The following is a 24,157-nucleotide window of genomic DNA, read 5'->3' on the forward strand; positions in this document are numbered from 1 at the left end:
AGTGGTTATGAAAGTTGCAGTCTGTTGTGCTCTGCTTATGTTTTCGATGAGCGCTTTTTCCGGTATTCAAGTGGGTGCGACACGCGTCATCTATAACGGCGCAAGTCAGTCTTCTTCATTGTCGATAAAAAACGACAGTGAAGACACTTACATGGTGCAGACCTGGCTGGATACCGGTGACCCGACACAAAACCCCAAAGGGTTGCCGATTCTGGTAACACCACCGATATTGAAGTTGGCCTCCAACAAAGAAGCCGTCTTGCGTTTTATTTATTCCGGCCAGGGCCTGCCGCAAAACAAGGAGTCGTTGTTCTGGATCAACATCCAGGAAATCCCCCCGGCCCCCAAGCTTGAGAACGTGCTGCAGGTCGCCATTCGTACGCGGGTCAAGCTGTTCTATCGCCCGGCGGCGCTCAAGATCGACCTGTACAAGCAGGCGCAAGCCCTTGTCTGGCGGCGCCAGGGCAATGAGTTGCTGGTTAGCAATGGCGGCCCGGCCCATGTCACCCTCGGCCTGTTGAAGTTTGAAAAAGCCGGCCAGATCGCCTGCGCTGTCGATGGCGGCATGCTGCTGCCAGAGGGCAGCCTGCGTATTGAATTAGCGTCTGCGTGCCCAACTGACAGTGAGTTTTCATTCAGTTTTATCAATGACTACGGTGGTCACACCGAAATCAAAAATATCAGGCTCGACCGTTAAGTCTGTCATGAGGTAGTTGTCGTGGTGTTTATCGCAACGCGCATAAGTGTGGCTGGCCGTCAGGTGGGGTTATATGTTTCCTGCTTGCTTCTGTGTGAAGTTTCGACTGCGCAAGAGCAATATAATGCTTCGTTCATTCGGGGCGATGCGGCCGTTGAAATGGTCAACTTGCTGGCTTCCGGCGATGACATTCTTCCAGGAACTTACCCGTTCGATATTTATTTGAACGACCAGCAAATCGATCAGCGTGAACTGACGTTTTCCCGGCAAGGAAAAGACTCGCCAGTGGCACCTTGCTTGACGCTGGGCGATTACCGCGAATATGGCGTGCATTTGCCTGCCTCCCCTGGATCTGGCGGTTGTTACGATCTGGTGGGGGCCCTGGGCGATGTGAAGATGGCGATTGACGCCGGCATTCATCGGCTGGACCTGTACATACCGCAGCTTCACCTGGTGGATCGCCCCCAGGGCGCGGTCTCGCCCAAGTTGTATGACCAGGGCATCACTGCCGGATACCTGAACTACAACCTCAATGGCACGCAAAGCCGCAACAAAAACGACGCCTCCAGTACCCAGGCCGATTACTACTTTGCCAGCGTCAACAGCGGCCTCAACCTGGGCGGCTGGCGATTGCGCAACGATTCGACGGTCGACCGCCAGCCCCTGGCAGGCACGCAATGGCGCAACATTGCGACGTGGGCCGAGACCGATCTTGTCCCGTGGCGCAGCCGTTTGCTGATCGGCCAGGGCAGCACGGATAACGCCATGTTCGACAGTTTTTCCTTCAGCGGTATGCACCTGGCCAGCAGCCGCGAAATGTTGCCCGAAAGCCTGCGCGGCTACGCCCCGGTGATTCGCGGGGTGGCGGCGAGCAATGCCCGGGTCGAGATCCGGCAGAACGGCTACACCGTCTACAGCACCCAAGTGCCGGCGGGCCCCTTTGCCTTGCGCGATGTGTATCCGGGCAGCCTCAGTGGAGACCTGCAGGTCAGTGTCATCGAAGCCGACGGCTCTAGAAAACACTTCACCGTGCCGTTTTCCGCCGTGCCCAATATGCTGCGCGACGGCATCACTGACTACCAACTGAGCCTGGGTCGCTATCGCGATGGGCGCAGCGGTTACCAGCCTCGATTTGTCCAGGCGGGGATAGCGCGTGGCCTGTCCAGGGAAGTCACGCCCTATGGCGGGCTGCTGGTGGCCGAGAACTACCGTGCCGCGGTGGTTGGCCTGGGCAAGAACCTGGGCCTGTTGGGTGCCATCTCCCTGGACCTTTCGCTGTCCGACACCGACCTGGCTGCCGGAGACAGCAAGCGTGGGCAAAGCCTGCGTTTTCTGTACTCCAAGTCTTTGAACACCCTGGGGACCGAGTTCCGCCTGGCCGGCTATCGCTACTCCACTGCCGGATACTATGACTTTGCGGACGCCGTGGCCGAACGGGACCGCTGGGACAGTGGCCTGTACCGGCACGACTACCTCGACGACACCCAAGACTATCGTGGCGTGCCCGACTGGACCGAGGCGCGCAAGCGCAGCTACTACTCCAGTACGTTCAACAACAAACGTCAGCGCCTGGATCTGTCGGTCAACCAGCGGGTCGGCAACGCCTCCAGCGTGTACGTCAATGTCAGCAATCAAAGTTACTGGGGCGAGGCCGGCCAGGACCGCACGCTTCAGGCAGGCTTCAACAGCGTTTACAAAGACATCAGCTATGGCGTGTTTCTCCAGGATACCCGCAGCAACATGGGCTATGACGAGCGCAGTGTGAACCTGACGCTTTCGGTGCCGTTGGGCTCAGGCTCGCGCTACCTCAATTCCACATCCAGCGTTAACCACACCCAGCGCACAGGCAGTACCTACAACACCGGCATCAACGGCACGCTGCTCGATGACAGCCGTTTGAACTATGGCGCGCAGGTCAGCCATAACGTGCAGGCCGGTGCCAGTAGCTCCGTGAGCCTGGGTTATCAGGGCAGTAAGGGCAATGTCGACTTCAACCACAGCTACGGCCGCCAGTTCCAGCAAACATCACTGGGCGTTTCCGGTGGGTTGGTGGTGCATGCCGGTGGCGTCACCCTCAGTCAGCCGTTGCATGACACGCTGGTGCTGGTCGAGGCCCGGGGCGCCGAAGGCGTTGGCCTGGACAACCAGGGAGGCGCGGCTATTGATAAGTCCGGGTTTACCGTCATGACCTCCGCGACCCCGTACCGGCAAAACCGCGTGGCGCTGCGCACCGAAGATATTGGCGCCGGCCTGGAAATCCCAATGCCGGCGCGTGAAGTGGTGCCCACCCGTGGCGCGATTGTGCGGGTCAGATTCGACACCCACCAGGGGCGCAACCTGTTGGTGCACAGCACGCTGGCGGACGGCTCCGTCCCGCCCATCGGCGCCACGGTGTTTGGCCGCGACGGCAGAAGCAACGGTGTCGTAGGGACCGGGGGGGAAATCTTCATTGCCGGTGTCGCTGATGGCGATCGCCTGCTGGTGAAGTGGGGCAGCGAGGCCGGGGATGCCTGTTCATTGGTGGTGCCTGCGTATCACGGTAACGCACAGCAGCCTGTTCAGGGCTATGACACCGTTTCACTGATCTGTAACACCGCGCCCGAGGCATCGAGACCATGACGTTTACGTTGAACACAGTCCGCAACCTGGGGTGCTTGTTGCTCGCCCTGTGCTGGTCGCAAGCCGGATTCTCCATGACCTGCACCACGGCGCTGGGGGCCAATACCGAGGCGCTGAATATGGGGCCGACAAAAGTGTCCATGGCTCAGGTCAAGGCCGGCGCCGAGATCTGGCGCTCGGCGACGATCACCCGGCAATTCATGTGCTACGACACCCCCCGGACCCTGAACCTGGACACCCTTAGCGGGTTCTTTTTCCTCGATCCGCTGATCACCGTGGCCGGGTTGGACCCATCGCTGGAGATTGGCGTGACCTACAAGGGGCGCAACACCAGGGCCAGCTATGGCTCCAGAATCAACATCGGCCAGGCGGTGAACTGCACGCCGTTTTGTGATCCCGGCAATTCCCTGGCCGGCTTGAATCGGTATTACGCACTGCCTGTGACGGTAGCGTTTCAGGTGTACGTGAAGTTGACCGGAATAGCCCCGCCGGGCAGCGGAAAAATAGCCAACGCCAGCACCTTCACGGTATTGAAGCTGGCCGGAAGCGACGATAAGTTCGGCAGCCTGCCGGCATCCAACTTTGCTACCACGCTATCGGGCCTGAACGGGGTTTCATTCATGTCCTGCCAACCCACGATCACTGTGGCGGGCAACAACGGCGCGGCCATCGACTTCGGCTCGGTCTCCAGCAAGGACTTCGTCGCGGGCAAGATCGGCAAGCAGGTGCCGTTTTCAGTCAACGTGAACATGAGTGGTGCCGAGAATGGCCAGGCCTGCCCTGGCTCAACGATGCAGGCGACATTCAGCACGACCCACACCGTGCGCAACCAGACCACGATCATGCCGTCCAGCAACAGCCGTTTTGGCATTGTGGTGTCCAGGGCCGCGACACCCTTGGAGCCGATTGTCATGAACAAGGTCGTGGATCTGGCGTTGGTCAATGGCAGCCTGGTGCAAAACCGCTTCATGGCGGGTATTCAGTGGTTGACGGCGTCTCCTCTGGTAGGGCCGTTCAGCGCCTCTGCGACTGTGGACATCACCTTTAAATAAACGGCTTGATCGGCCTGGAGTACCCCCAATGATGTCGTTGCGAGTGTTGGTGCTGGGGGCTCAGGCGTCTTCGCGCAAGCCTATGGTTGAGGCGCTGGGCGCCCTGGGCACACGGGCGATCTATCAGGCCGGCCACTGCGAAAAGGCCATGGCGATTCTGCGCCAGGTCGAGGGCGCCGACATTGTGCTGTGCGAACTCAATAGCCAGACCCTGGAGCATTTCGACTTTTTGCTGGCCGCGGCCAAGGCCGGGTTGGTCCGCGCCGTGGTGTTGTACTCGCAGTTGGAACCGTCCCTGCACCGTGCCATCGAGCGCATCCATCTGTTTTCGAGGATCAGTCTGATCGGCGTTATCGGGCGACAGGCCACCACTCGGCATCTGGAGTTGATTCTGGCGAGCTACATTCGCCGCAAAACCCTATTGCGCTCAGCCCCACAAGCACCGTTTACGTTGCCTACCGAACAGGAAGTCAGGCACGGACTGGCTGGCGGGCAGTTCAAGGCCTGGTTCCAGCCCAAGTTCAACCTGCTCACTCAGCAGCTTTGCGGTGTGGAGGCGTTGGTTCGCTGGGAACACCCCAGTCGGGGTGTGTTGTTGCCCCGGGAATTCCTCTCGGCCGTGCTGGCTTACGACCTGATCGATGAGATGTTCAAGCAGGTGTTCGCCCAAGGCTTGGATTTGCTGGAGGCCCTGGGGCGGCGTGGCCGCTACCTGGAGGTCGCGTTCAACCTGCATGCTTCGCAGCTGGCCAGCTTCGACTTGCCCAGCCATGTCGAGGCCGCATTGATCGAGCGCGGGCTGCCGGGCAGGGCGGTGCTGTTTGAAATCGCGGAAAACGGGTTGCTGGACATGAGCCTGGCGACCATGGGCAGCCTGCTGCATCTGCGGGGGTTGGGGTGTGGCCTGTCCATTGATGATTTTGGGGTGGGGTTTTCCTCCCTGACCTTGCTCTGCCAACTGCCCTTTAACCAGCTCAAGCTCGATTCATCGGTGGTTCAGGACCTTTCGGACCAGAACAGCCAGGCCATGCTGGCCAGTGCCGTTGCGCTGGCCAGGGCGGTCGGAATGAGCCTGGTGGTAGAAGGTGTCAGCAGCCAGGCCATCCAGGACACCGTGATCGCCATGGGCGGCCTATTCGCCCAGGGGTTTCACCTGGCCAAGCCGATGACTGCCAAGCGGCTCCAGCAATGGCTGGAGTAGCGCGTCCAGACGCTGTGCTGACGTGCATCTGAATAAAAAAGTAGCGGTGGCGTGGGGCGGACTAAGCTTGTAGGGCATTCGGCCACTTGATGTTCCACCTGCTTTGTCATTGCCACCCGAGCAACCTGGATAAGTGAGATAACTATGCGCAAAGCGTTGGTCGTGGACGATCATCCGATCGTTCGTGCAACCGTGAAGATGGTCTTGCAGCACGAGCATTTTGACCCGATCGTCGAGGCCGGCGATGGTGCGGATGCTGTGCAGCAGGCCCGCCAGTTACAGCCGGACCTGGTGGTACTGGACATTTCGATGCCCAAGCTCGATGGCCTGGAAGTCATCCGTCGTATTGTCGACCTCAATATTGGCGCACGGATCCTCGTGCTCACGTCTCTTGAGCCTTCGTTGTACCTCAAGCGGTGCATGGTTGCCGGTGCGGCGGGCTTTCTGTCCAAGATCGATGACCTGGATGATTTGCAGCGAGCGGTCAAGGTCCTGATGTCTGGCTATACCCATTTCCCCAACCTGAACATCGGCTCGGTGCGTCGCAGCGATAACGAAATGAATGAGGCGCGGGTGATCGACAGCCTTTCGGATCGTGAACTGGTGATTTTCAAACACCTGGCATTGGGGCGTAGCAACAAGGAAATCGGCGATTCGATGTTGCTCAGCAACAAAACCATCAGCACCTACAAAACTCGCCTGCTGGAGCGCTTCCAGGTCACTTCGGTGGTGTCGCTGGCGGAAGTCGCCAAGCGCAACAGTATTGTGTGATGTACACCTTCAGGGCTCTTCTCATCGCGACACTTCTGGCCTGCTTGCCGTCCGGCGGTCAGGCCGAAAGCAGCACCCACGGGGCGCTCAGCCCTCACGAATTTGATCTGAGCCTGAAGGTGCACACGGACGCCAATGCGGCTTTTTACTGGGGCATGGGGTTGACCAGCCTCTTGTCGATTGCCTGCTGGCACGCTGCGCTGTTGATCTGGCGGCGGCGTAAACAAGACGGCAACCGTCTCCTGGCAGCGCAAGTGGCTTCAATGCGGCCCATGCTCGAAAGCACCCCGCACCCGGTATTTATCCGCGATGCCCAGGGGCGGTTGGTGGCGTGCAATGAAACCTACCTGACGTTCGTGTCTACGGGCCTGGATCAACTGCTGGGCAAGAAGGTCACCGAAGGCAACTTGATGGCGCCGGAGGAAGCCGAGCAATACCACGCGTTCTACCTCAAGGTGATGCGCAATCGCGTGCCAGAAATAGGCGGCGGTATCCTGGTCGCGCCGTTTGGTCAGACGGTGGCTATTTTTCACTGGATATTTCCCTGCCTTGATGCTCAAGGGAACGCTATCGGCGTCATGGCAGGTTGGATCGACGTCAGTGACCGCCAGCAATTGGTCGACCAACTCAAGGCCTCGCAAAAGGAGGCGGAGGATGCCAACAAAGCGAAGACGACCTTCCTGGCGACCATGAGCCATGAGATCCGCACGCCCATGAACGCTGTGCTGGGGATGTTGGAAATGGCCTCCAAGCGTGCGGAGCAAGGGATTGTCGACCAGGTTTCGCTGGATGTTGCATCCAGTGCCGCCAACGGCCTGGTGGATCTGATCGGCGATATTCTCGACATCGTGCGCATCGAATCAGGCCAGTTGAGCCTGACTCCCGTTCGGGCAAACCTGCAGGACCTGGCCAGGTCAGTGGCACGGATTTTTGATGGGGTGGCCCAGCAAAAGCTTCTGGACTTGCGGGTCGAACTCGACAGCCGGGCGGATTGTGACGTGTGGGTCGACGCGTTGCGGCTCAAGCAAGTCCTTTCGAACCTGCTGAGCAATGCCATCAAGTTCACCGTCAGCGGCGAAGTCCGTTTATCGCTGCGCTGCGTTGCGGTGGCCCAGGGCAAGGAGCTGGACTTGATCTTCAACGTGATGGATACCGGCATCGGCATCTCCCAGGACGATCAAGCCCGGTTGTTCAGCCCCTTCAGCCAGGTTGGAAGCCCGGTTGATTCGATGCGCACCGGTTCCGGACTGGGGCTGACGATCACCCGTACGTTGTGCGAGATGATGAATGGCCAATTATCCCTGACCAGCAGTCTGGGCAACGGGACCGATGTATCGGTCGCGCTCAGGTTGCCGATACTTGAGCCTATCGCATCCCTTCCCGAGCCTGCCGTCGAGCCGGTGCTGCCTGCCAGGTGCCTGAGGGTGCTGGTGGTGGATGACTACCCGGCCAACCGCGTGTTGTTGTCCCAGCAGTTGACCTACCTGGGGCACGATGTCAGTGATGCCGAAGATGGTGCTCACGGGCTGCGGGGGTGGCGCAAGGGGGATTTTGACGTGGTGATCTCTGATTGCCATATGCCAATCATGAACGGTTATGAGCTGGCGACGGCCATTCGTGCAGAGGAGGTTCGGCTGCAGTTGCAGCGCTGCCTGATTATCGGGCTGACGGCCAACGCCCTGCCAGGGGAGAAGCAGCGTTGCCTGGATGCCGGCATGGATGATTGCCTGTTCAAGCCCATCAGCCTGCGTGACTTGAGCGAGCGCCTGTTATTGGCCCATCCCTTGACGCTTGCGAGCGATCGCCAGGCCGCCCGGGTCGGGCAAGGACAGACCCTTGATCTCGGCACCTTGAGGCAACTGGCAAAGGGGGATGAACAGGCGGTCGGCACCCTGGTACGGGGCTTGGCCGATAGCCTGGACAGCGACAGCGAGCGCTTGGTCGAGCGCCACGCCGCAGGCGACCTGAAGGCGCTCGCCGAGTTGGCCCATCGCGTCAAGGGGGGGGCAGGATCGTGGGCGGGCAGAATGTGATCATTCATTGCACGCGGCTTGAGGCCGCCTGCCAGGTTGCGGAGTCTGTCCAGCTTGAAGTTGCGGTCACTGAACTGACGCAAGCGATGCTGACCCTGAGTGATGAACTCAAGGCCTCAGGTTGAAGCCAGGGGACGATGGGGAGGAGAACTTTCCACCTAGGACCGGAAACTTCCGAGACAGGCATGGAACTTTCCTTTTCCATTTAGGAGCCTTCCTAAATACCTTGGCTGAGGGTGACGTGAGAATGGCCGGACTTCCTTCTCATATGTGATTTGTCATGTCCTTTCTACCGATTCGTGTTCTGGTCGTCGAGGAGCACCCCTTCAAGCGGCTCGTTGCCACTCAGGCCTTTGAGGAGGCGGGGTGTGACTGCGTGCTGGCTGCGGCCGACGTGGAGGCAGCCCTCAAGCTGCTTGATCGCGCCGGGCCGGTAGACATTGTGCTATGTACCTTGAAGGAGGAGGGCATGCAGGGGCTGACGACCCTCGAAGCAATCAGCCGCACCCGTCGGGTCAAATCAATCATCATTTGCAGCACCCATGCCCAGGACCTGCACGAGGCCATCGAACGCATGATCGGCCTGCTCGGGGTCAGCGTCCTGGGGTACATCGATTGTTCGGTGCGTACTGGAGTGATCGCATCGCTGTTGACCCTCTACCTGGAATCGACGATCGCTGTCGGGAATGTCGTGCCGCAGAAGCCTCGGCATGCACCCGCCAGCAAGGCACGCCTGGCACTTGCCATCGCAGGGAATGAACTCAAGGCCTTTTTCCAGCCCAAGTTCAATCTGACGACCGGTGAAGTTGACAGCCTTGAGGTCCTGACGCGTTGGGAGCATCCGCAAGACGGCGTGTTGTGCCCGGCGGATTTTCTGCCACGCCTGGTTGAATTCGGCTTGATGGACGAGCTGTTTTTTGCCCAGCTTGACCAGGCGCTGGCGTTCCTGCAGACAGCACAGGAGCAGGGCCATACCCTGTCGCTGGCGTTCAATCTGGAGGCTGGGCAACTGGCACATCAATCCCTGCTCCCACGGCTGTGCAACGCACTGGAGCAGTACGCGATCGATCCGTCTCGACTGACCTTCGAAATCACTGAAGGCGGGTTGCTGGAAGTCTCCTCCAGCGTACTCGAAACCCTGATTCGCCTGCGGATGATGGGCGCGGGCCTGTCTATCGATGACTTTGGTATCGGTTACTCCTCGTTGGAGCGCCTGTGCCAACTGCCATTTACCGAGATCAAGCTCGATGCCCGTTTTGCCCGCGACCTGGAGACCAGCTCCCGTAACCGTGCGGTGATCAGCAGCACGCTGGCACTGGGCCAGGCGCTGGGCATGATGGTCGTGGTGGAGGGCGTCGAGCATGAAAACCAGCGCCAGCGCTTGCTCAAGCTCGGTTGCACCCTGGGGCAGGGCTATCTCTGCGCCCGGCCCATGAGCGCCTCGGGTGTGCTCTCGTGGCTGGAACTGACGCTGGCGTCACGCAGCACTCTCTGATGTTTCGACAGTAGGGCTTTACATGTCTGATCCACGTCTGCGCATTGTGCTGGTCGATGCCGACCCCGCCCGGCGAATGAGTATTGAGAAAGACCTCGGGTATCTGGGGTATCACCGGGTTGTGCCCGTTTCATCATTGCAGGCGTTGATCGTGCTGCTGGACAACGCTATCGACACATTTGGCCTGCTGGTGATCAATGAAGAAACCGTGCAGGCCGCCGGGGCCGGGTTCAATCAGCTCCTGGCAGACTACGCCTGCATCAGGCATTCATTGATGTACAAGGGAGCAACCCTTCAAGTGTCTCCCGGCACCCACACCCTGTTCCCACGGTATGGCTTTATCGCCTCTGGCGTTCCGGATCGGTCGATCCTGGCCCAGGTCATGAAACAGATCGATGGCCAGGCCAGGCATGGCGTTGCCCGTGGGTTGCCCGTACCGGGCTGAGGCCGCCATCGGCCAAGCAGGCCGGGCACCGTGGCAATGGCCAGAAAGCCGCCAGATTGTTCCAGGCGCTCAGCGCAGATCGAAACGGCTGTTCAGGAATCGCTCGTGGTTTTCCTCCGCCAGCGCCATGATCCGCTCCCGGACTTGCGCCGTATACGCATCCCATCGGGCTGGGTTGTAGCGTCTGATGGCGCGCAATACATAGTATTCAATGCTGTTCATGACATCGTCAGGGCGCTGGGGAGTGAACGCCTTGAGCAATGTGTAAAAGGCGTGGTAGTCGATTCTGTGGTTTTCTATCGATACATCGTTCGAATTGAAGAGGGTGCGCGAATACGCGATCACCTCCAGCAACGTATTGACCTCATGCTGTGTTCTTAGATGGCCCAATGGGTCAGGACGCGCCAGTGCATCCTGATGCTGGTCAAGAATCATCTGCTCGGTAATTTCTTCGAACCAGTGCTTGTGGTTGTATTCGGGCAGGCCTTTGATGGTCTCACCGTTCGGGCCGTGCAGATAGGTCAGCGTGAACTGTGTGGTGTGTGCCCTGATTTTGTCCCTGATGGCTTCCTGATCGTTATTGAGACTGCCTTTGATCACCGCCTTGAGTCGCTTGTCCAGTTCGGCTTGTGACACGTCGCCGTCATTGACCGCCAGTGCAGAGAAGAACGGAAACTGATAGGCGTCATGCAACTCATTGCCGTAGGTATAGAAGCCGTACATGCAAGCGGCCTGATTCATCCAGGCTCCGGAAACGATGCACTTGACCGCAGACTTCGGCCCGTTGCCGTGGTCCGGGCGCACCACCATGCCGATAATGGTCTTTGCCAACTCGTCTTCAACGAAAACATAAATGAACGGAATAAACTTCCCCATCATTGAACCTGTGCGTATGACTGTTTTTGTTCCCATGATGCCGATGTTCATCGTGATGTTCCTTGCAATGGGGAAACCTGACGGCTGAGAGCGTCATTGACGTTGCGTTATCGGCCCCTGGGCATGAGTCTTTAGCCTCAGCGCGAATGGCTTTAATACGGGCGTTACGCGGTACTTTCAGCGGATTTCGCTATTCTGACTGCTGGCAGGGTGCCACAATGCCATTTTGTCGCGGCACTATGGATCAGGCGAATCAAATGGATGGCCATGGACGTGAGCAGGACCAGGATTTTTTCATCGAAGAGCAGGTGCGCACCGATCGCCTGCATCAACTGTTTCGTCAATCCTTCTCTGCGGTTTTAGGCAGCTACCTGGCCGCGGGCATGCTGTGCTGGTTGTGTTGGGACCGGCTTGATCCCCGCCTGATGATCGGCTGGCTGGTATTGCTGGCAGGCTCGTCACTCCTGCGTTTGTCGATGTTCCTCCGGTACTTTCGCAGCCCCCGCAGCGAGCGCACGCCGCAGCGCTGGGAGCGCCATTATTGGCTCACTCTGGTGCTGTCGGCCGGAATCTGGGGGATGGGGGCCTTTGCCGTGATGCCCACCGATGACCGCTTGACCCAGGCGCTGGTCATGCTCTTTGCCGTGGGCATGTCGGTCAGCGCGGTGTCGTGCTACTCGGCTTACCGTTCCATGACCCTGGTGTCCATGGCCCTGGTGTTGTTGCCGTGTACCCTGTGGTTGCTGGTGCAGCCTTCCAAGATGCAGATGGGCATGGCGATCGCCGTGCTGGTGTTCTCGTCATTTGTCGTGGGCGCCTCGCGTAAATTGTCCGAGGCTCTGGAAACGGCGTTTCGCCTGACCCGTGAAATAGAGCGGGCCCACAGTATTTCAACGCGCGCGGCCCAGACCGATGAGCTCACCGGGCTGATGAACCGCCGGGCGTTCTTCGACAAGGCTCAGGTGCTGTATGACCAATGCAAGCGCACCCACCAGCCGCTGTGTGCGTTGATGCTGGACATGGATCACTTCAAGGCCATCAACGACACCTACGGCCACCAGGCCGGGGACCGGGTTTTACGGCAGATTGGCCAGGTCATCAGCGCCTCCTTTCGCCAGGCAGATATCTACGGCCGCCTGGGGGGGGAGGAGTTTGCGGTGCTGTTGCCCGACACCACGCTCGAAGTGGCGCGGGACATCGGCGAGCAACTGATCCGCGCCATTGCCGGCTTGACCATCGACCCGGTTCACGGATTGAGTGCGAGTCTGGGCGTGGCTTCGACCCATGCCGTGGGTGATGACTTGCAGCACCTGATGAACACTGCCGACAAGGCGTTGTACCGAGCCAAGGCCATGGGTCGCAACCAGGTGGCGGTTGCGTCCTAGCTTCAATCCTTGCCCATGGCCTTGGCCAGCACCCGTGAGATCTGGTCGGCAGAGTAGGGTTTGGCCAGGAACTCAAAACCGTCATAGCCACAATTGGCCAGCTCTTCGCTGTAGCCGGATGTGAGGATCACCGGCAGGTCGGGCCGGCGCCGGCGCAGTTCCCGTGCCAGCGCCACGCCCCCCATGCCCGGCATCACCACGTCGGAAAACACCCCATCGAACGCCCGGGCATCCGGGCCGATCATCTCCAGGGCTTCTTCGGCATGGGTGGCCCAGATGGTCTGGTAACCCAGGTCCTGCAGGATCTGGTTGGCGAAGCGGCCCACTTCCAGGTTGTCTTCCACGATCAGGATGCGTCGCTGCATGGCGTGCGGGTCCAGCTCAAGTGGCGCCCGCACGGCGCTGTCGAGGATCGCCTCGGGCTCCACCTGCGGCAGATACAGGGTAAACACCGTGCCTTGGCCGAGCACGCTGGCGACATCGACGTTGCCTCCCGATTGCTTGGCAAACCCGAACACCTGCGACAGCCCAAGCCCGGTGCCTTTGCCGACCTCCTTGGTGGTGAAGAACGGTTCGAAGATGCGTTCAAAGGTCGTCGAGTCAATCCCGCTGCCGGTGTCCGCCAGGGAGATCGCCACGAAGGGCTTGCCTGAGCCGCCATGCCCGCGAATGCTCGGCAGCGGTTGGTCCCTTTCCAGGCGCAACACCAGCGTGCCCTGGCCGTCCATTGCATCCCGGGCATTGAGGGCAATGTTGATCAGGGCCGTTTCAAACTGACTGGAGTCCGCGCAGACGTAACAGTTCCGTGCTGGCAATTGGACGCTGACATGGATCCGCGCGCCGGTGACCGTCTCCAGCATGTCGCCGATGTTTTGTACACGCAGGCCTACATCGAACACCTGCGGGTTCAGTGGTTGGCGCCGGGCGAATGCGAGCAATTGGCTGGTCAGCTTGCTGGCACGTTCCACCGTATCGGTCACGGCACTCATATAGCGCTGGCGGCGCTCTTCGGGCAGGTTGGGCATGCGCAGGAAGTCGACCGAGGAGCGGATGATTGTCAGCAGGTTGTTGAAGTCGTGCGCGACACCACCGGTTAACTGGCCAATGGCTTCGAGCTTCTGGGACTGGCGCAACGCTGCTTCAGTCTGGTTGAGCTGGGTGGTGCGTTCCATGACCCGTTGCTCCAGGGTCGCATTCAAATCGGCCAGCGCCGACAGGCCCTCGCGGACGATGGCATCGGCACGCACCCGTTCGATGTGGGCCCAGGAGCGCTCCGTGACTTCACGCAAGAGCGCCAGGTCATAGGACGACCAGCGGCGCGGGACGCGGTCGTGAATGGCCATGAGTGCGGTCAGGCGTCCGGACTTGATCAGCGGCATGCAAAGCGTCGCCGTCACGCCAATGGCCTGGAAGGTCGCGGCTTCCTCGGGTGTCAGCTCCGTCAGGTTGTCATTGATGATCAACGGCTCGCCGGCCTGCAGGCGCCTGACTGCCAGTTGGCCGAAGTCAGCCAGGCGGTAATGGCCCACGATGCTGGGCGAACCCTCTGCTGCCCAGTTGCCGCGGATGGTAAAGCCGTTTTCGTCGGCCTCCATGTCGGCATAGGCGCAGTTGGACAGGTTCAGGTGACTCGCCACTACCTGGGTGGTGGCCGCCATGATCGCCGCCGGATCGCTGGCGTTGGCCACACCATTGCTGATCGCATCCAGCACGGCGAGGCGGCGGGCCATGAACACTGAGTTGGTGGTTTCGGTCACGGTGTCGAGAATGCCCACGACCTTGCCGCCGGCATCGCGGATGGGGCTGTAGCAAAACGTGAAATACGCCTGTTCTGGCGCACTACCGCGCTCGATGATCAACGGGAAGTCTTCGATAAACGTGGCGTGGCCGGCGAATGCTGCGTCGGCGATCGGGCTGATCTGGCTCCAGGCTTCCTGCCAGAGGGTACTGAAGGGCTGGCCCAGTCCTTGCGGTTTATCGCCAAGGATCGGCAGGAACGCGTCGTTGTACAGGGTAATCAGCTCGGGGCCCCAGACCACCGCCTGGGGGAAATGGGAGGCAAGACTCAACGAAACAGTTGTCTTGAGTACATCCGGCCAATGATCCATCGGCCCCAACGGGGTGTTGGCCCAGTCATGGTGGCGAATTTGGCCGGCCATTTCGCCGCAATCTTGCAGCCAGTCTGTCATTTGCTGATTACCTTATTTGTCGCACTCTGCGGTATTGCATCGCAATGCCCAGCAACAGACCTGAACCGCTGCGGTCAGTTCAGCGCTATTGCGTACCGAGTAGTGCCGTCCAGTAGATGCCGGCGTCGCTCTTGGGATCCAGCCCATAGGCCGCGCCCAATTCGCGAAACTGCGGGTTCATCAGGTTGGCGCAATGACCGGGGCTGGCGAGCCAGCCGTCGACCACTTTGCGCGGCGTATCCAGGCCGGCTGCAATGTTTTCACCGACCTGCTGGGCTGCATAACCTGCCAGTTCCGCCCGGTCGCCCGGGGTGCGGCCGTCGCGGTCCAGGTGGTCGAAGAAGTTATGGTTGGCCATGTTGCGTGCATGACTGTCAGCTGCGCTTGCCAACTGGGCGTTCCAGGCCAGCGGCGTGGTGGCAGCGAAGGCCTGCTCGCCACACTGGCGCGGTTGCTTGCGGGCGGCGTTGACCATCTCCAGCAACTGCGGGCCAGCCTCCTGCGAACTGGCCAGGCCGCGACTCAACAGTGGGCGGGCGAGGACAATGCGCCAGTCCTGGCCATTGTTGCTGACGCCGATATCGACGAATTGCGGGTCCAGCACCACCCGGCAGAAACTCTCGCGCACCGCTTTCATCGCCGATTGCCAATCGCGCGGCCCGGACAGGCTGATCGCCTGCACATTGACCATCGGGTAGGCCACCTGGGCCAGGGCTTGCTGCAAATCGCCGACATTGTTGACCGGCAACACCAGGCGCGGGTCGACCGCCAAGGGTGGCAACTCCTGGGAGCCCTGGTCGCCACAGCGCTGCACCTGGCTGCGGTATTGGTTGATCGAGTCGATCAATTGACTCTCTTCGCTCGCCGACGCCGTGGCGCAAAACACCAGACTGGCGGCCAGCGTCGTAACACCTATCATCAATGACAGCGCGCGCATGGACGTTTCCCTTGAGCATGAAAGTGCCCATGATGCGCGATGAAGGGGCGCAGATGCACCCCTTGGGCAACATTTTGCCCTCAGTTCTTGAATGTCGAGTGCTTGCGGCCCTGGTCACACAGGGCAAATACCACCACCAGCACCGACGCGATAGCGAGGATGATCACTACGCCGTCCGTCGAGTGAGTGGTCGAGGCCGCGACCATCGACAGGGCACCCAGCGGCGCCAGGCCACCGGCGATGGCCGTACCGATTTCACGTCCGGTCCCGAAGCCCGAGGAGCGGGTCTGGGTCGGGAACTGACGGCTCAGGAACGAACCCTGGGGGGCAAACATCATCGGGGCGAGGATCCCGGTGCCGATCCCGATGGCCAGGTAGATCATCAGGCTTTCACCAGTGTTCAACAGCGCCAGGAACGGGTAGGCGAACAGCAGCGAGAGCACACCGCCAAGTACCAGTACCGACTTGCTGCTCCACTTGTCACACAGCCAGCCGAAGCACGGCACGGCGACAATGGCCACCAGGCTGGCGATGGTCACCGACAGCGAAGTGACATGCACGTCGACACCCTTGAACTGGGTGAGGTAGGCCAGGGAAAAAGTCTTGAAGATGTAGCTCAGGGCGTTGTAGCCAACCGCCACGAAGAACACCACCGCCAGGCCCTTGAGGTCATTTTTGAACAGGGCCTTGAGCGGCGAGACCTTGGCCTTGGCCGGCTCTTTGCTCAGCTCCTTGAACTCCGGGGTTTCCGGAATGCTGCTACGCACCCACAAGCCAACACCCACCAGGGCGATGCTGCAGATGAACGGAATGCGCCAGCCGCCGGCCAGCAGGAACTCATTGCCATTGATGGTCAGCAGGTACACGGTCAGCGATGACAGCAGCAAGCCCAGGTTCAACCCCAGCGCCGGCCAGGCCCCCTGGCTGCCGCGCTTGCCTTCTGAGGCGTGCTCGTAGGAGGTGACTGCTGCCCCCGACAACTCGGCACCGGCGCCCAGGCCCTGGATGATGCGGATAAACACCAGAATGATCGGCGCCCAGATGCCAATCGAGGCGTAGCTGGGGATCAGGCCGATCAGCGTGGTGCACACGCCCATCATGCAGAACGTCAGCACCAGCACATGCTTGCGGCCGAACTTGTCACCCAGGTAGCCGAACAGGATGCCGCCGAAGGGGCGGGCGATAAAGCCGATGGCAAAGGTAGAGAAGGCCATCAGGGTCGCGGTTTTCGGGTCACTGTTATCAAAGAAGATCTTCGAAAAGACAATCGCTGCCATGGTTGCGTAGAGGTAGAAGTCGTACCACTCCAGCATCGAACCGAAAATGGTGGCGGCAGCGACCTTGCGCAGGCGCTTCTTGGTGTGTGCCGGGGTTTCCACCGTGGCCGGGTTGTGGGCTGTTGCCGTCATGCTGTACTTCCTTCTCAGTCATTGTATTTATTAGGGTGTTGCGAACGCGCTCAACTGTGGGAGCTGTCGAGCCTTGGCGCGGCTGCGATAGCGGTGGGGCAGGCGATACATGTGTTGCCTTTGCCGCCGCGATCGCAGCCTCGCGGGGCGAGACAGCTCCCACAGGGGATTTGTGTCGGGGCTTTCAGCTGGGCTTGAACAGGCGGTCGGCGATCATTTCGCCGATCGGAATGGCCGAGGTGGCCGCCGGTGAAGGCGCATTGCACACGTGCAACATGCGCGGCGTCTGGGCGAACAGGAAATCGTGCACCAGGGTGCCGTCGCGCATCACCGCCTGGGCGCGGATCCCGGCTTCGTAGGGCAGCAGGTCATCGAGTTCCAGGGACGGGCAATACTTGCGGCATTGCTCCAGGTAGCCGGACTTGAACAGCGAGTTCTTCATTTCCACGCTGCCGGAACCGAGGTTCTGCCAGAGGGTTTTCCAGAAACCGGGGAAGCGCGCGTACTCGGCCACATCCTTCCAGTTGACCGAAAACTTCTTGTAGTTCTCCCGGCCCAGGCCCAGTACGGCATTGGGGCCGACGGTGACGCTGCCATCGATCATGCGGGTCAGGTGCACCCCCAGGAACGGCAATTGCGGATCCGGGATCGGGTAGATCAAGTGGCTGACGATGTTGTTTTTCGACGCGGGCAGGCGGAAGTATTCACCACGGAACGGGATGATCTGGTGGTCGATATCGATCCCGGCCAGGGTCGCCAGGCGGTCTGACTGCAGGCCGGCGCACACGACCAGGTGCCGTGCTTGCCAGGCGCCGTCGTGGGTGCTGATGGTGACTTTGTCGGTGTCTTCAGCGATGGCGGTGACGGTTTTTTCCAGGCAGATCTCACCGCCCTTGCGGCGAATCACCCCGGCCATGGTTTCGCAGACCTGGCGATAGTCGACAATCCCGGTGGCGTCGAGGAACAGCCCGCCAAGGCCGATGATATTCGGCTCGCGGGCACGCAGTTGATCGGCATCCAGGCGCTCGACGTTCATCCCATTGAGTTGTGAGCGTGCATACAGCGCTTCCATGCGTTGCACTTCCAGAGCGCTGGACGCCACCAGCAACTTGCCGCACACCTCGAACTTGATTCCATGTTCGCGGCAGAACTGTTTGGTGGCCTCGGCGCCGCGCTTGCACAGATCCGCCTTGAGACTGCCCGGCGCGTAGTAGATGCCGGCATGGATCACACCACTGTTGTGGCCGGTCTGGTGCCTGGCCAGCAGCGCTTCCTTTTCCAGGATCACCAGTGACGCATTGGGCTGGCGCTTGAGCAGCTCCATTGCGGTGGCCAGGCCGACAATGCCACCGCCGATGATGCAAAAGTCATAAATCATGTGTGGGGCTACCTAGATCAGTGTATTTCAGTCTGCTTATCAGGTTGTCAGACTAATGGTGTTGTTAAAAAAACGGCGCGCCCGCAGGCACGCTTCACGGGTGTGGGATCAATCAGTGGGTAGCGGGCAGCTCCAGTTGCAGGCGTTTGGCGGCCGCCCGCAAATGCGCCTCGGCAGCCGCGGCGGCGCCTTGGGGGTCGGCGTCAACGATGGCCTGGTACAAAGCCTGGTGTTCCTGGGTGGCATCCGCCGAGCCGCTGGCAAAGCGCGATGCGGAGTTTTCCCAGGCGGCCTTGCGGGCGCTGGCCAACTGGCTGCGCAAAAAGTCGTGGAAGGCGACGAAGTATTCGTTTTTGCTGGCGTCGGCGATGGCCCGGTGAAATTCCACGTCGGCCAGTGCAGCGGCTTCAAAGTCCGCGCGCTTGTCGTGCATTTCCTGCAAGGCCTGTTTCATGCGCTGCAGGTCGCCGGCGTCGCGGCGTTGGGCAGCAATGGAGGCAGCCTGGGTTTCGATCCACAGGCGCACTTCGAACATTTGCGCGAGGTCGGGGCGCCGGCCGTTCTTCTCCGGAAAACGGAACACCGTGCCGGCCGGGGTCTGCGAAATGAACGAGCCCAAGCCTCGCCGGGCGGTCAGCACGCCATCGGCCTTGAGCTGGGCAATCGCCTCGCGCACCACCGAACGGCTGACATTCAGTTGCTCTGCCAGTTGCTGCTCGGTAGGCAGGCGCGACTCGGGCGCGAGGTGTCCGGAGTCAATCTCGGCCCGTATGGCGCTGACAACACGCACGACGAGGGAATCTGGACGCTGGAGCTCAAGCATGGCAAAACCTAGGTAATCAGGTTGTCAGACAATAGCCGTTACGATTTTCCCTTGTCAAGGCGCCGTGCTGGCCTGCAGCGTTTTGACCCGGTGGGCGACGGCCAGCAACAGCGCCAGCACGACCAGCCCCGATGCGACCCCGAAGGCCATGCGCAGGCCCAGGCCAACCGCTGTGGGCAAGGCCGAATGGATGTCGCCGGTGCCCCAGGCAAACACCGCACCCAACGCCCAGGCGCCGAGAATCAGGCCCAGATTGCGCGACAGGGTCAGCCAGCCTGCAATCACCCCGCGTCGATCCGCCGACACGTTGCTCATCACCGCCGTGTTGTTGGCCGCCTGGAATTGCGCGTAGCCCAGGGTGAGGGTCGCCAGCGCGCCGATATAACCGGCAGTGCCCAGGGCAACCAATGCCAGCGCCAGGCAGCCGGCCAGCATCAACAGCAGGCCGCCAAGCGTCGTGGCGTAACTGCCGCAGCGGTCGGTCAGACGTCCGGCCGGTACTCCCGCCAGCGCCGCGATACAGGGGCCGACGGCCATTGCCAGGCCCATCTGTGCGGGATCGAGTCCTACCCCATGGCTCAGGTAAAACGGCCCGGCAACCAGGGTGGTCATCATCACGGCAGCCACCAGCGTACTCAGGCCCAGCCTGGCGCCCAGGGCTCGGTCATGGAGTGTCGCGAACACACTAAAGCGACCGGCGCCCATTGGTTGTGGATCTCTATCGGCCCGCGCGCGTTGCACCAGCACAAAAGCGAGGGCGGCCAACGGCAGCATGATCAAAAACAGTGCGCGCCAGCCAGACACGGCAATCAGCGCGCCACCGATGGCTGGCCCCAAGCCGGTACCTACCGCAGACAGAGTCCCCAGCAAACCCATGGCGCGCCCGGTCTGGGCCTTGGGCACGGTGGCCGCGACCAGTGCCATGGTCATGGCCATCATGATCGCCGCGCCCACCCCTTGCAGCGCCCGCGCGCCAATCAGCATGCCAAGGGAGGCTGCGACACTGCACAGGGCGCACGCCACGGCGAACACCAGCACACCCGCCAACAGCAGGCGGCGATGCCCGAAGCGGTCCCCCAGGCGCCCGACGCTCACCAGCACGGCGGTGATCGCCAGCAAATAGCTCAGAACCACCCATTGCACTGCCCCAAAGGCAGCAGCAAAGGTCTCGGCCATCTGGGGCAGGCCGACATTAGCAATGCTGGTGCCCAACGAGGCCAGCAGCATGCACATTGACAAACCGGCGAGCGCGCCGCGTGGGGTAGGGGGCGTCATGGGATTTCCTTGTTCTGCACCGTGGCCGTTGCCCGCACTCTACGGCGGCGCCTAACATGGCGGAAGACGCAGCGGTTGCACGTTATAGGTGCGTCAAACGCCTGATGAGGATTACCGCCATGTCGCTTCCCGACTTCAACCTGCTGATTACCCTGGACGTGCTGCTGGCCGAAGGCAGCGTGGCCCGTGCTGCCCAACGCCTGGGCCTGAGCCCTTCGGCCATGAGCCGGGCGTTGGCGCGGCTGCGTGAAACCACCGGCGATCCACTGTTGGTGCGCGCGGGCCGCGGCCTGGTGCCGACGCCCCGCGCCCTGGCGTTGCGCGATCAGGTCAGCCAACTGGTGCAGGATGCCGAGGTGCTGCTGCGCCCGCTGCAGGGCCTGGACCTCAAGGGCTTGGTGCGCACCTTTGTGCTGCGCACCAGCGAAGGTTTCGTCGAAAGTTTCGGCCCGGCGCTGCTTGCCCATATCGCCGGGCAGGCGCCAGGGGTGCGCCTGCATTTTGTGCACAAGCCCGGTACGCCGCTGCGCGACAGCGGCGCGGACCTGGAAACCGGTGTGGTCGATAGCACCGCCAACCCGCAAGCCCTCACGCAATTACTGTTTCGCGACCGCTTTATCGGTGTGGTGCGCGCCGGCCATCCACTGAGCCAAGGCCCGATCACGGCCGCGCGTTACGCTGGCGGTCGGCATATTTATGTGTCCCGACGCGGGCGTGAGCGCGGGCAGATTGACGATGCGCTTGAGGCACAGGGCCTGACGCGAGACATAGCGACCATCGTCACCGGGTTCTCCACGGCCGTGGCGCTGGCGCATAGAACCGACCTGATCGCCAGTGTTCCCGAACGCTACACCAGCGGCCTGCGCGATGGGCTGTTCAGCTTTGCCCTGCCGGTGGAGGTCCCGCCGTTCAGCGTGGCGATGCTCTGGCATCCGCGGCTGGATGCCGACCTGGCCCATCGCTGGTTGCGCGGCTGTTTGCGCGAGGTGTGCGGCGCAGAACAGGTACAATCCCCACAGCCTTGATGCGAAACACCAGGAAACAGGAATTCGATGTTCACCCTTACCCATTACGCAACCCCATGTCCCGAGCCCGTCAACAGTCAGATCCTGCAGATGGTGGTCGACTACCTGACCGATATCAGTAGCGTCGCCATTCCCCCGAGCAACCTGTTGTACAACATCTACCAGTATGCAATCGGCTACGAAGTGCACCTGTACCTGGAGGCGGTGGGTGGGGCCAAGGGCATTGCGGTCGAGCTGATCGTCGCGATGGACCGGCAGGACCCGGCCAAGGTCGTCGGCTTCTTGCTGTACCTGCCGGTCAAGGACGATCCCCAGGCTTGCGGCGTGGCGTATATGGCGGTGCACGCCAGCCATCGTCGCCAGGGTGTGGCGCGGGCGATGATCGATGAGATGCTCGGCCGTTACCCCCACGGCGAACTGACCTGCGCCGTGGAAAAAGTCCCGGCCTTCACCTCCATGGGCTTTCAGGTGCGTGGTGTGCGTGGCACCCAGGTGTTGATGAATACCCGCGACTACAGCACCGGTGGCCTGATGGGGGTGTTGGATGTGGCGTCGATCTACAGCTCGCTGGAGGTGCGGCAAATCCACACTTACCTGCTACACAAACACGGCAAGCGCGCGATGATCGACGCCGAAAAACAGCGCGACCGGCATTTCGACCAGATGACCCGCAAGGCCCGGTTGTTTGTACAGAGCTGCTTTCCCGTGTAGGAGCCGGCTTGCCGGCGATGGCCTCCTTGAGCTCTGTGCACATCCAAATGCCGTCATCGCCGGCAAGCCGGTTCCTACAGGGATGGGGTGTCGCGAAAAAGGTCGTGGGCATCGAGTAACCGGTACGCAATTTCCGGCCGTTTCTCCAGCCCTTTGCGAATCGCCGCCGGAATCGACTGCCGGGTCTTGCGACACAGCCCCGGCAGTTCGTCGATCACGATCTGGATCCCGCGCATGCTTTTGACTTCGGTATGGCCAGGGGCGATATGCACGCGGATGCCCAGTTGCTGGTGCATCAGGTGCTGCATACGTTCCAGATCGGCCAGGCTTTGCAGGTTTTCCAGGCGTTCGAGCAGCTTTTTTTCTTCCTGGCGGGTCAATTGCAGGATGCGCTGGTCGGTACCGGGTGCCTCGAGCAATTGCTCGCGCTCGCAGTCACATACAGCAGGTGGGCAGGGTTGGCGAATTGTCATGATCACTCCCTCCCCACGCTGTTGATGACGGCTTAGTAGGTCAGTTGCACGCCCAGGCTACCCAGGGCATTCCAGTATTGAGGGTAGGTCTTGCCTACGCAGTCGGGGTCCTGGATCCGGATGCCCGAGACTTTCAGGCCCGCCAGTGCGAAGCACATGGCGATACGGTGGTCGGCATGGGTGTCGATCAGCGCGGTGCACGCGGTGCCGGCCAGTGTCGGATCGCTGGCCACCAGCAAGTCGTCACCGATAAGGGTCGCCAGCCCCGGGCGGATCTCGTTGAGACCGTCATGCAGCGCCTGCACCCGGTCGCATTCCTTGACCCGCAGGTTGGCCAGTTCGGTGAAGCGCACCGGGGTGTTGTTGAACGCCGCCAGCACCGCCAGGGTGGGGATCGCGTCCTGCATCTGCGAGCCGACCACCGTGGCCGGCATCTGCGGGAACCGGGCGATCACGGCCTGGGCCTTGGCGTCGGGTTGGGTGAAGTCCTCTGGGGCCACGCCCAGGTCGATACGGCCGCCGGTGAGTACTTCGGCGGCCCACAAGTAGGTGGCGGCAGATGCATCGGGCTCGATCAGGTAATCGTTGGCGGTATAGCCGGTAGGGGCCACGCGCCAGGTGCTGTCGTTGAGCACGTCCACCTGGGCGCCAAACGCGCGCATGCAGTCCAGGGTCAGGTCGACATAGCCACGGGCGCCGATGTCCTTGCCGGTCAGGGCCACTTCGATAGGCGCTTCACCGCAGGCGGCGAGCATCAGCAGTGCCGACACGTACTGGCTGGACAGGCCGCCGTCGATTTCGAAGCGCTTGGCCTGGACCCGGCCGCTGCCATGCACAGTCACCGGCGGGCAGCCGGTGGGGCTTTGCACCTGGATGCCGTTGTGGTTCAGGGTCGCCAGCAGCGGGCCGATAGGGCGCTTTTGCATGTACTCGTCGCCGTCGAGTACCACAGTGCCTTCCACGGTCGCCACGGCGGCCGTGAGGAAGCGCATCGCGGTGCCGGCATTGCCGAGGAACAGCGGCTGCGCCGGCAGTTGCAGCTTGCCGTGGCCGGTGACGACGAAGGTGACGTCATCCGGTTCATCGATGGTCACGCCCATCTGGCGCAAGGCCACGGACATATGCCGGGTATCGTCGCTTTTGAGCGCGCCACTCAGGCGGCTGGTGCCCTTGGCCAGGGCTGCCAGCAACAGGGCGCGGTTGGTAATGGATTTGGAGCCGGGAGGCGCTACCTTGCCGTGCAATGGAAAGTTGGGCGGTGTCACGGTCACGGTTTTCTGCGAACTCAAGGTACAAGGCTCCTGATTCAAGGCGCGGTGGCTGGGAGTGGCCGGCTGGCGGAGACGAATAATCGACCATCCGG

The 24,157-nt window shown here is 61.3% G+C and carries 20 protein-coding genes; 11 read left to right on the forward strand and 9 right to left on the reverse strand.

Annotation, left to right across the window (positions count from 1 at the left end; translation table 11 throughout):
* The first annotated feature begins 46 nt into the window (after window positions 1-46).
* The 8 genes from HZ99_RS01715 to HZ99_RS27340 all read left to right on the forward strand — a co-directional run bounded on the left by HZ99_RS01715 (window position 47) and on the right by HZ99_RS27340 (window position 10,313).
* Window positions 47-697: a molecular chaperone gene (locus HZ99_RS01715; RefSeq protein WP_235205552.1), complete on the forward strand. Its 651-nt coding sequence runs from the start codon at window positions 47-49 to the stop codon at window positions 695-697.
* Window positions 698-760: 63 nt separating this feature from the next.
* The gene (locus HZ99_RS01720) at window positions 761-3,316 is read left to right on the forward strand and encodes a fimbria/pilus outer membrane usher protein (RefSeq protein ID WP_258869456.1); all 2,556 of its coding nucleotides are present in this window, start codon (window positions 761-763) and stop codon (window positions 3,314-3,316) included.
* Entirely contained in the window at window positions 3,313-4,368 is a 1,056-nt protein-coding gene (locus HZ99_RS01725) for a fimbrial protein (RefSeq protein WP_038440885.1), read from the forward strand. The genes HZ99_RS01720 and HZ99_RS01725 overlap by 4 nt, the downstream gene beginning before the upstream one ends.
* Window positions 4,369-4,396: 28 nt before the next feature.
* Window positions 4,397-5,569, forward strand: coding sequence for an EAL domain-containing protein (locus HZ99_RS01730; RefSeq protein ID WP_038440886.1), 1,173 nt, complete (start codon window positions 4,397-4,399; stop codon window positions 5,567-5,569).
* A gap of 144 nt (window positions 5,570-5,713) precedes the next feature.
* Entirely contained in the window at window positions 5,714-6,340 is a 627-nt protein-coding gene (locus HZ99_RS01735) for a response regulator transcription factor (RefSeq protein ID WP_038440888.1), read from the forward strand.
* Window positions 6,341-6,501: 161 nt separating this feature from the next.
* The gene (locus HZ99_RS01740; RefSeq protein WP_235205553.1) at window positions 6,502-8,373 is read left to right on the forward strand and encodes an ATP-binding protein; all 1,872 of its coding nucleotides are present in this window, start codon (window positions 6,502-6,504) and stop codon (window positions 8,371-8,373) included.
* Window positions 8,374-8,653: 280 nt separating this feature from the next.
* Window positions 8,654-9,868, forward strand: a complete 1,215-nt coding sequence (locus HZ99_RS01745) for an EAL domain-containing protein (protein WP_038440890.1) — start codon at window positions 8,654-8,656, stop codon at window positions 9,866-9,868.
* Between the two features lie 22 nt (window positions 9,869-9,890).
* Window positions 9,891-10,313, forward strand: coding sequence for a histidine kinase (locus HZ99_RS27340; protein WP_144243142.1), 423 nt, complete (start codon window positions 9,891-9,893; stop codon window positions 10,311-10,313).
* A gap of 69 nt (window positions 10,314-10,382) precedes the next feature.
* Here the strand turns inward: HZ99_RS27340 and HZ99_RS01755 are convergent, their stop codons facing one another.
* On the reverse strand, window positions 10,383-11,240 hold the full coding sequence (locus tag HZ99_RS01755; protein ID WP_144243143.1) for a hypothetical protein: 858 nt from the start codon (window positions 11,238-11,240) through the stop codon (window positions 10,383-10,385).
* A gap of 206 nt (window positions 11,241-11,446) precedes the next feature.
* Between HZ99_RS01755 and HZ99_RS01760 the strand changes: the two genes are divergently transcribed.
* On the forward strand, window positions 11,447-12,574 hold the full coding sequence (locus HZ99_RS01760; protein ID WP_051903001.1) for a GGDEF domain-containing protein: 1,128 nt from the start codon (window positions 11,447-11,449) through the stop codon (window positions 12,572-12,574).
* 2 nt (window positions 12,575-12,576) lie between these two features.
* On the opposite strand, the gene HZ99_RS01765 is transcribed toward HZ99_RS01760, so the two are convergent.
* The 6 genes from HZ99_RS01765 to HZ99_RS01790 form a co-directional block, all read right to left on the reverse strand.
* On the reverse strand, window positions 12,577-14,763 hold the full coding sequence (locus HZ99_RS01765) for a GAF domain-containing protein (protein WP_038440895.1): 2,187 nt from the start codon (window positions 14,761-14,763) through the stop codon (window positions 12,577-12,579).
* Between the two features lie 85 nt (window positions 14,764-14,848).
* On the reverse strand, window positions 14,849-15,700 hold the full coding sequence (locus HZ99_RS01770; protein ID WP_038440897.1) for a CAP domain-containing protein: 852 nt from the start codon (window positions 15,698-15,700) through the stop codon (window positions 14,849-14,851).
* An 80-nt stretch (window positions 15,701-15,780) separates the two neighbouring features.
* Window positions 15,781-17,109 carry an MFS transporter gene (locus HZ99_RS01775; RefSeq protein WP_038440899.1) on the reverse strand — a complete coding sequence of 443 codons (1,329 nt, stop codon included), beginning with the start codon at window positions 17,107-17,109 and terminating at the stop codon, window positions 15,781-15,783.
* A gap of 184 nt (window positions 17,110-17,293) precedes the next feature.
* Window positions 17,294-18,487 carry an L-2-hydroxyglutarate oxidase gene (gene lhgO / locus HZ99_RS01780; protein ID WP_038440901.1) on the reverse strand — a complete coding sequence of 398 codons (1,194 nt, stop codon included), beginning with the start codon at window positions 18,485-18,487 and terminating at the stop codon, window positions 17,294-17,296.
* A 112-nt stretch (window positions 18,488-18,599) separates the two neighbouring features.
* Entirely contained in the window at window positions 18,600-19,310 is a 711-nt protein-coding gene (locus HZ99_RS01785; protein ID WP_038440903.1) for a FadR/GntR family transcriptional regulator, read from the reverse strand.
* A 54-nt stretch (window positions 19,311-19,364) separates the two neighbouring features.
* Window positions 19,365-20,585: an MFS transporter gene (locus HZ99_RS01790; protein ID WP_038440905.1), complete on the reverse strand. Its 1,221-nt coding sequence runs from the start codon at window positions 20,583-20,585 to the stop codon at window positions 19,365-19,367.
* A 119-nt stretch (window positions 20,586-20,704) separates the two neighbouring features.
* Here HZ99_RS01790 and HZ99_RS01795 point away from each other — a divergent pair, with 119 nt between their 5' ends.
* Together HZ99_RS01795 and HZ99_RS01800 are read left to right on the forward strand one after the other, a co-directional pair.
* On the forward strand, window positions 20,705-21,610 hold the full coding sequence (locus HZ99_RS01795) for a LysR family transcriptional regulator (RefSeq protein ID WP_038440906.1): 906 nt from the start codon (window positions 20,705-20,707) through the stop codon (window positions 21,608-21,610).
* A 27-nt stretch (window positions 21,611-21,637) separates the two neighbouring features.
* Window positions 21,638-22,321 carry a GNAT family N-acetyltransferase gene (locus HZ99_RS01800; RefSeq protein ID WP_038440908.1) on the forward strand — a complete coding sequence of 228 codons (684 nt, stop codon included), beginning with the start codon at window positions 21,638-21,640 and terminating at the stop codon, window positions 22,319-22,321.
* Window positions 22,322-22,395: 74 nt separating this feature from the next.
* Here HZ99_RS01800 and HZ99_RS01805 read toward each other — a convergent pair whose 3' ends face one another.
* On the reverse strand, window positions 22,396-22,794 hold the full coding sequence (locus HZ99_RS01805; protein WP_038440910.1) for a hypothetical protein: 399 nt from the start codon (window positions 22,792-22,794) through the stop codon (window positions 22,396-22,398).
* A gap of 32 nt (window positions 22,795-22,826) precedes the next feature.
* Window positions 22,827-24,083, reverse strand: coding sequence for a 3-phosphoshikimate 1-carboxyvinyltransferase (locus HZ99_RS01810; protein WP_038440911.1), 1,257 nt, complete (start codon window positions 24,081-24,083; stop codon window positions 22,827-22,829).
* Window positions 24,084-24,157: the final 74 nt, after the last annotated feature.

Origin of the sequence: Pseudomonas fluorescens, assembly GCF_000730425.1 — a bacterium.
Classification (GTDB): domain Bacteria; phylum Pseudomonadota; class Gammaproteobacteria; order Pseudomonadales; family Pseudomonadaceae; genus Aquipseudomonas; species Aquipseudomonas fluorescens_X.

Excerpts from the sequence above, each read along its gene's own strand:
- HZ99_RS01715 (WP_235205552.1), top strand. The coding sequence starts at position 47 with ATGAGCGCTTTTTCCGGTATTCAAGTGGGTGCGACACGCGTCATCTAT.
- HZ99_RS01725 (WP_038440885.1), top strand. The coding sequence starts at position 3,313 with ATGACGTTTACGTTGAACACAGTCCGCAACCTGGGGTGCTTGTTGCTC.
- HZ99_RS01730 (WP_038440886.1), top strand. The coding sequence starts at position 4,397 with ATGATGTCGTTGCGAGTGTTGGTGCTGGGGGCTCAGGCGTCTTCGCGC.
- HZ99_RS01735 (WP_038440888.1), top strand. The coding sequence starts at position 5,714 with ATGCGCAAAGCGTTGGTCGTGGACGATCATCCGATCGTTCGTGCAACC.
- HZ99_RS01745 (WP_038440890.1), top strand. The coding sequence starts at position 8,654 with ATGTCCTTTCTACCGATTCGTGTTCTGGTCGTCGAGGAGCACCCCTTC.
- HZ99_RS27340 (WP_144243142.1), top strand. The coding sequence starts at position 9,891 with ATGTCTGATCCACGTCTGCGCATTGTGCTGGTCGATGCCGACCCCGCC.
- HZ99_RS01755 (WP_144243143.1), bottom strand. The coding sequence starts at position 11,240 with ATGAACATCGGCATCATGGGAACAAAAACAGTCATACGCACAGGTTCA.
- HZ99_RS01760 (WP_051903001.1), top strand. The coding sequence starts at position 11,447 with ATGGATGGCCATGGACGTGAGCAGGACCAGGATTTTTTCATCGAAGAG.
- HZ99_RS01765 (WP_038440895.1), bottom strand. The coding sequence starts at position 14,763 with ATGACAGACTGGCTGCAAGATTGCGGCGAAATGGCCGGCCAAATTCGC.
- HZ99_RS01770 (WP_038440897.1), bottom strand. The coding sequence starts at position 15,700 with ATGCGCGCGCTGTCATTGATGATAGGTGTTACGACGCTGGCCGCCAGT.
- HZ99_RS01775 (WP_038440899.1), bottom strand. The coding sequence starts at position 17,109 with ATGACGGCAACAGCCCACAACCCGGCCACGGTGGAAACCCCGGCACAC.
- lhgO (WP_038440901.1), bottom strand. The coding sequence starts at position 18,487 with ATGATTTATGACTTTTGCATCATCGGCGGTGGCATTGTCGGCCTGGCC.
- HZ99_RS01785 (WP_038440903.1), bottom strand. The coding sequence starts at position 19,310 with ATGCTTGAGCTCCAGCGTCCAGATTCCCTCGTCGTGCGTGTTGTCAGC.
- HZ99_RS01790 (WP_038440905.1), bottom strand. The coding sequence starts at position 20,585 with ATGACGCCCCCTACCCCACGCGGCGCGCTCGCCGGTTTGTCAATGTGC.
- HZ99_RS01795 (WP_038440906.1), top strand. The coding sequence starts at position 20,705 with ATGTCGCTTCCCGACTTCAACCTGCTGATTACCCTGGACGTGCTGCTG.
- HZ99_RS01800 (WP_038440908.1), top strand. The coding sequence starts at position 21,638 with ATGTTCACCCTTACCCATTACGCAACCCCATGTCCCGAGCCCGTCAAC.
- HZ99_RS01805 (WP_038440910.1), bottom strand. The coding sequence starts at position 22,794 with ATGACAATTCGCCAACCCTGCCCACCTGCTGTATGTGACTGCGAGCGC.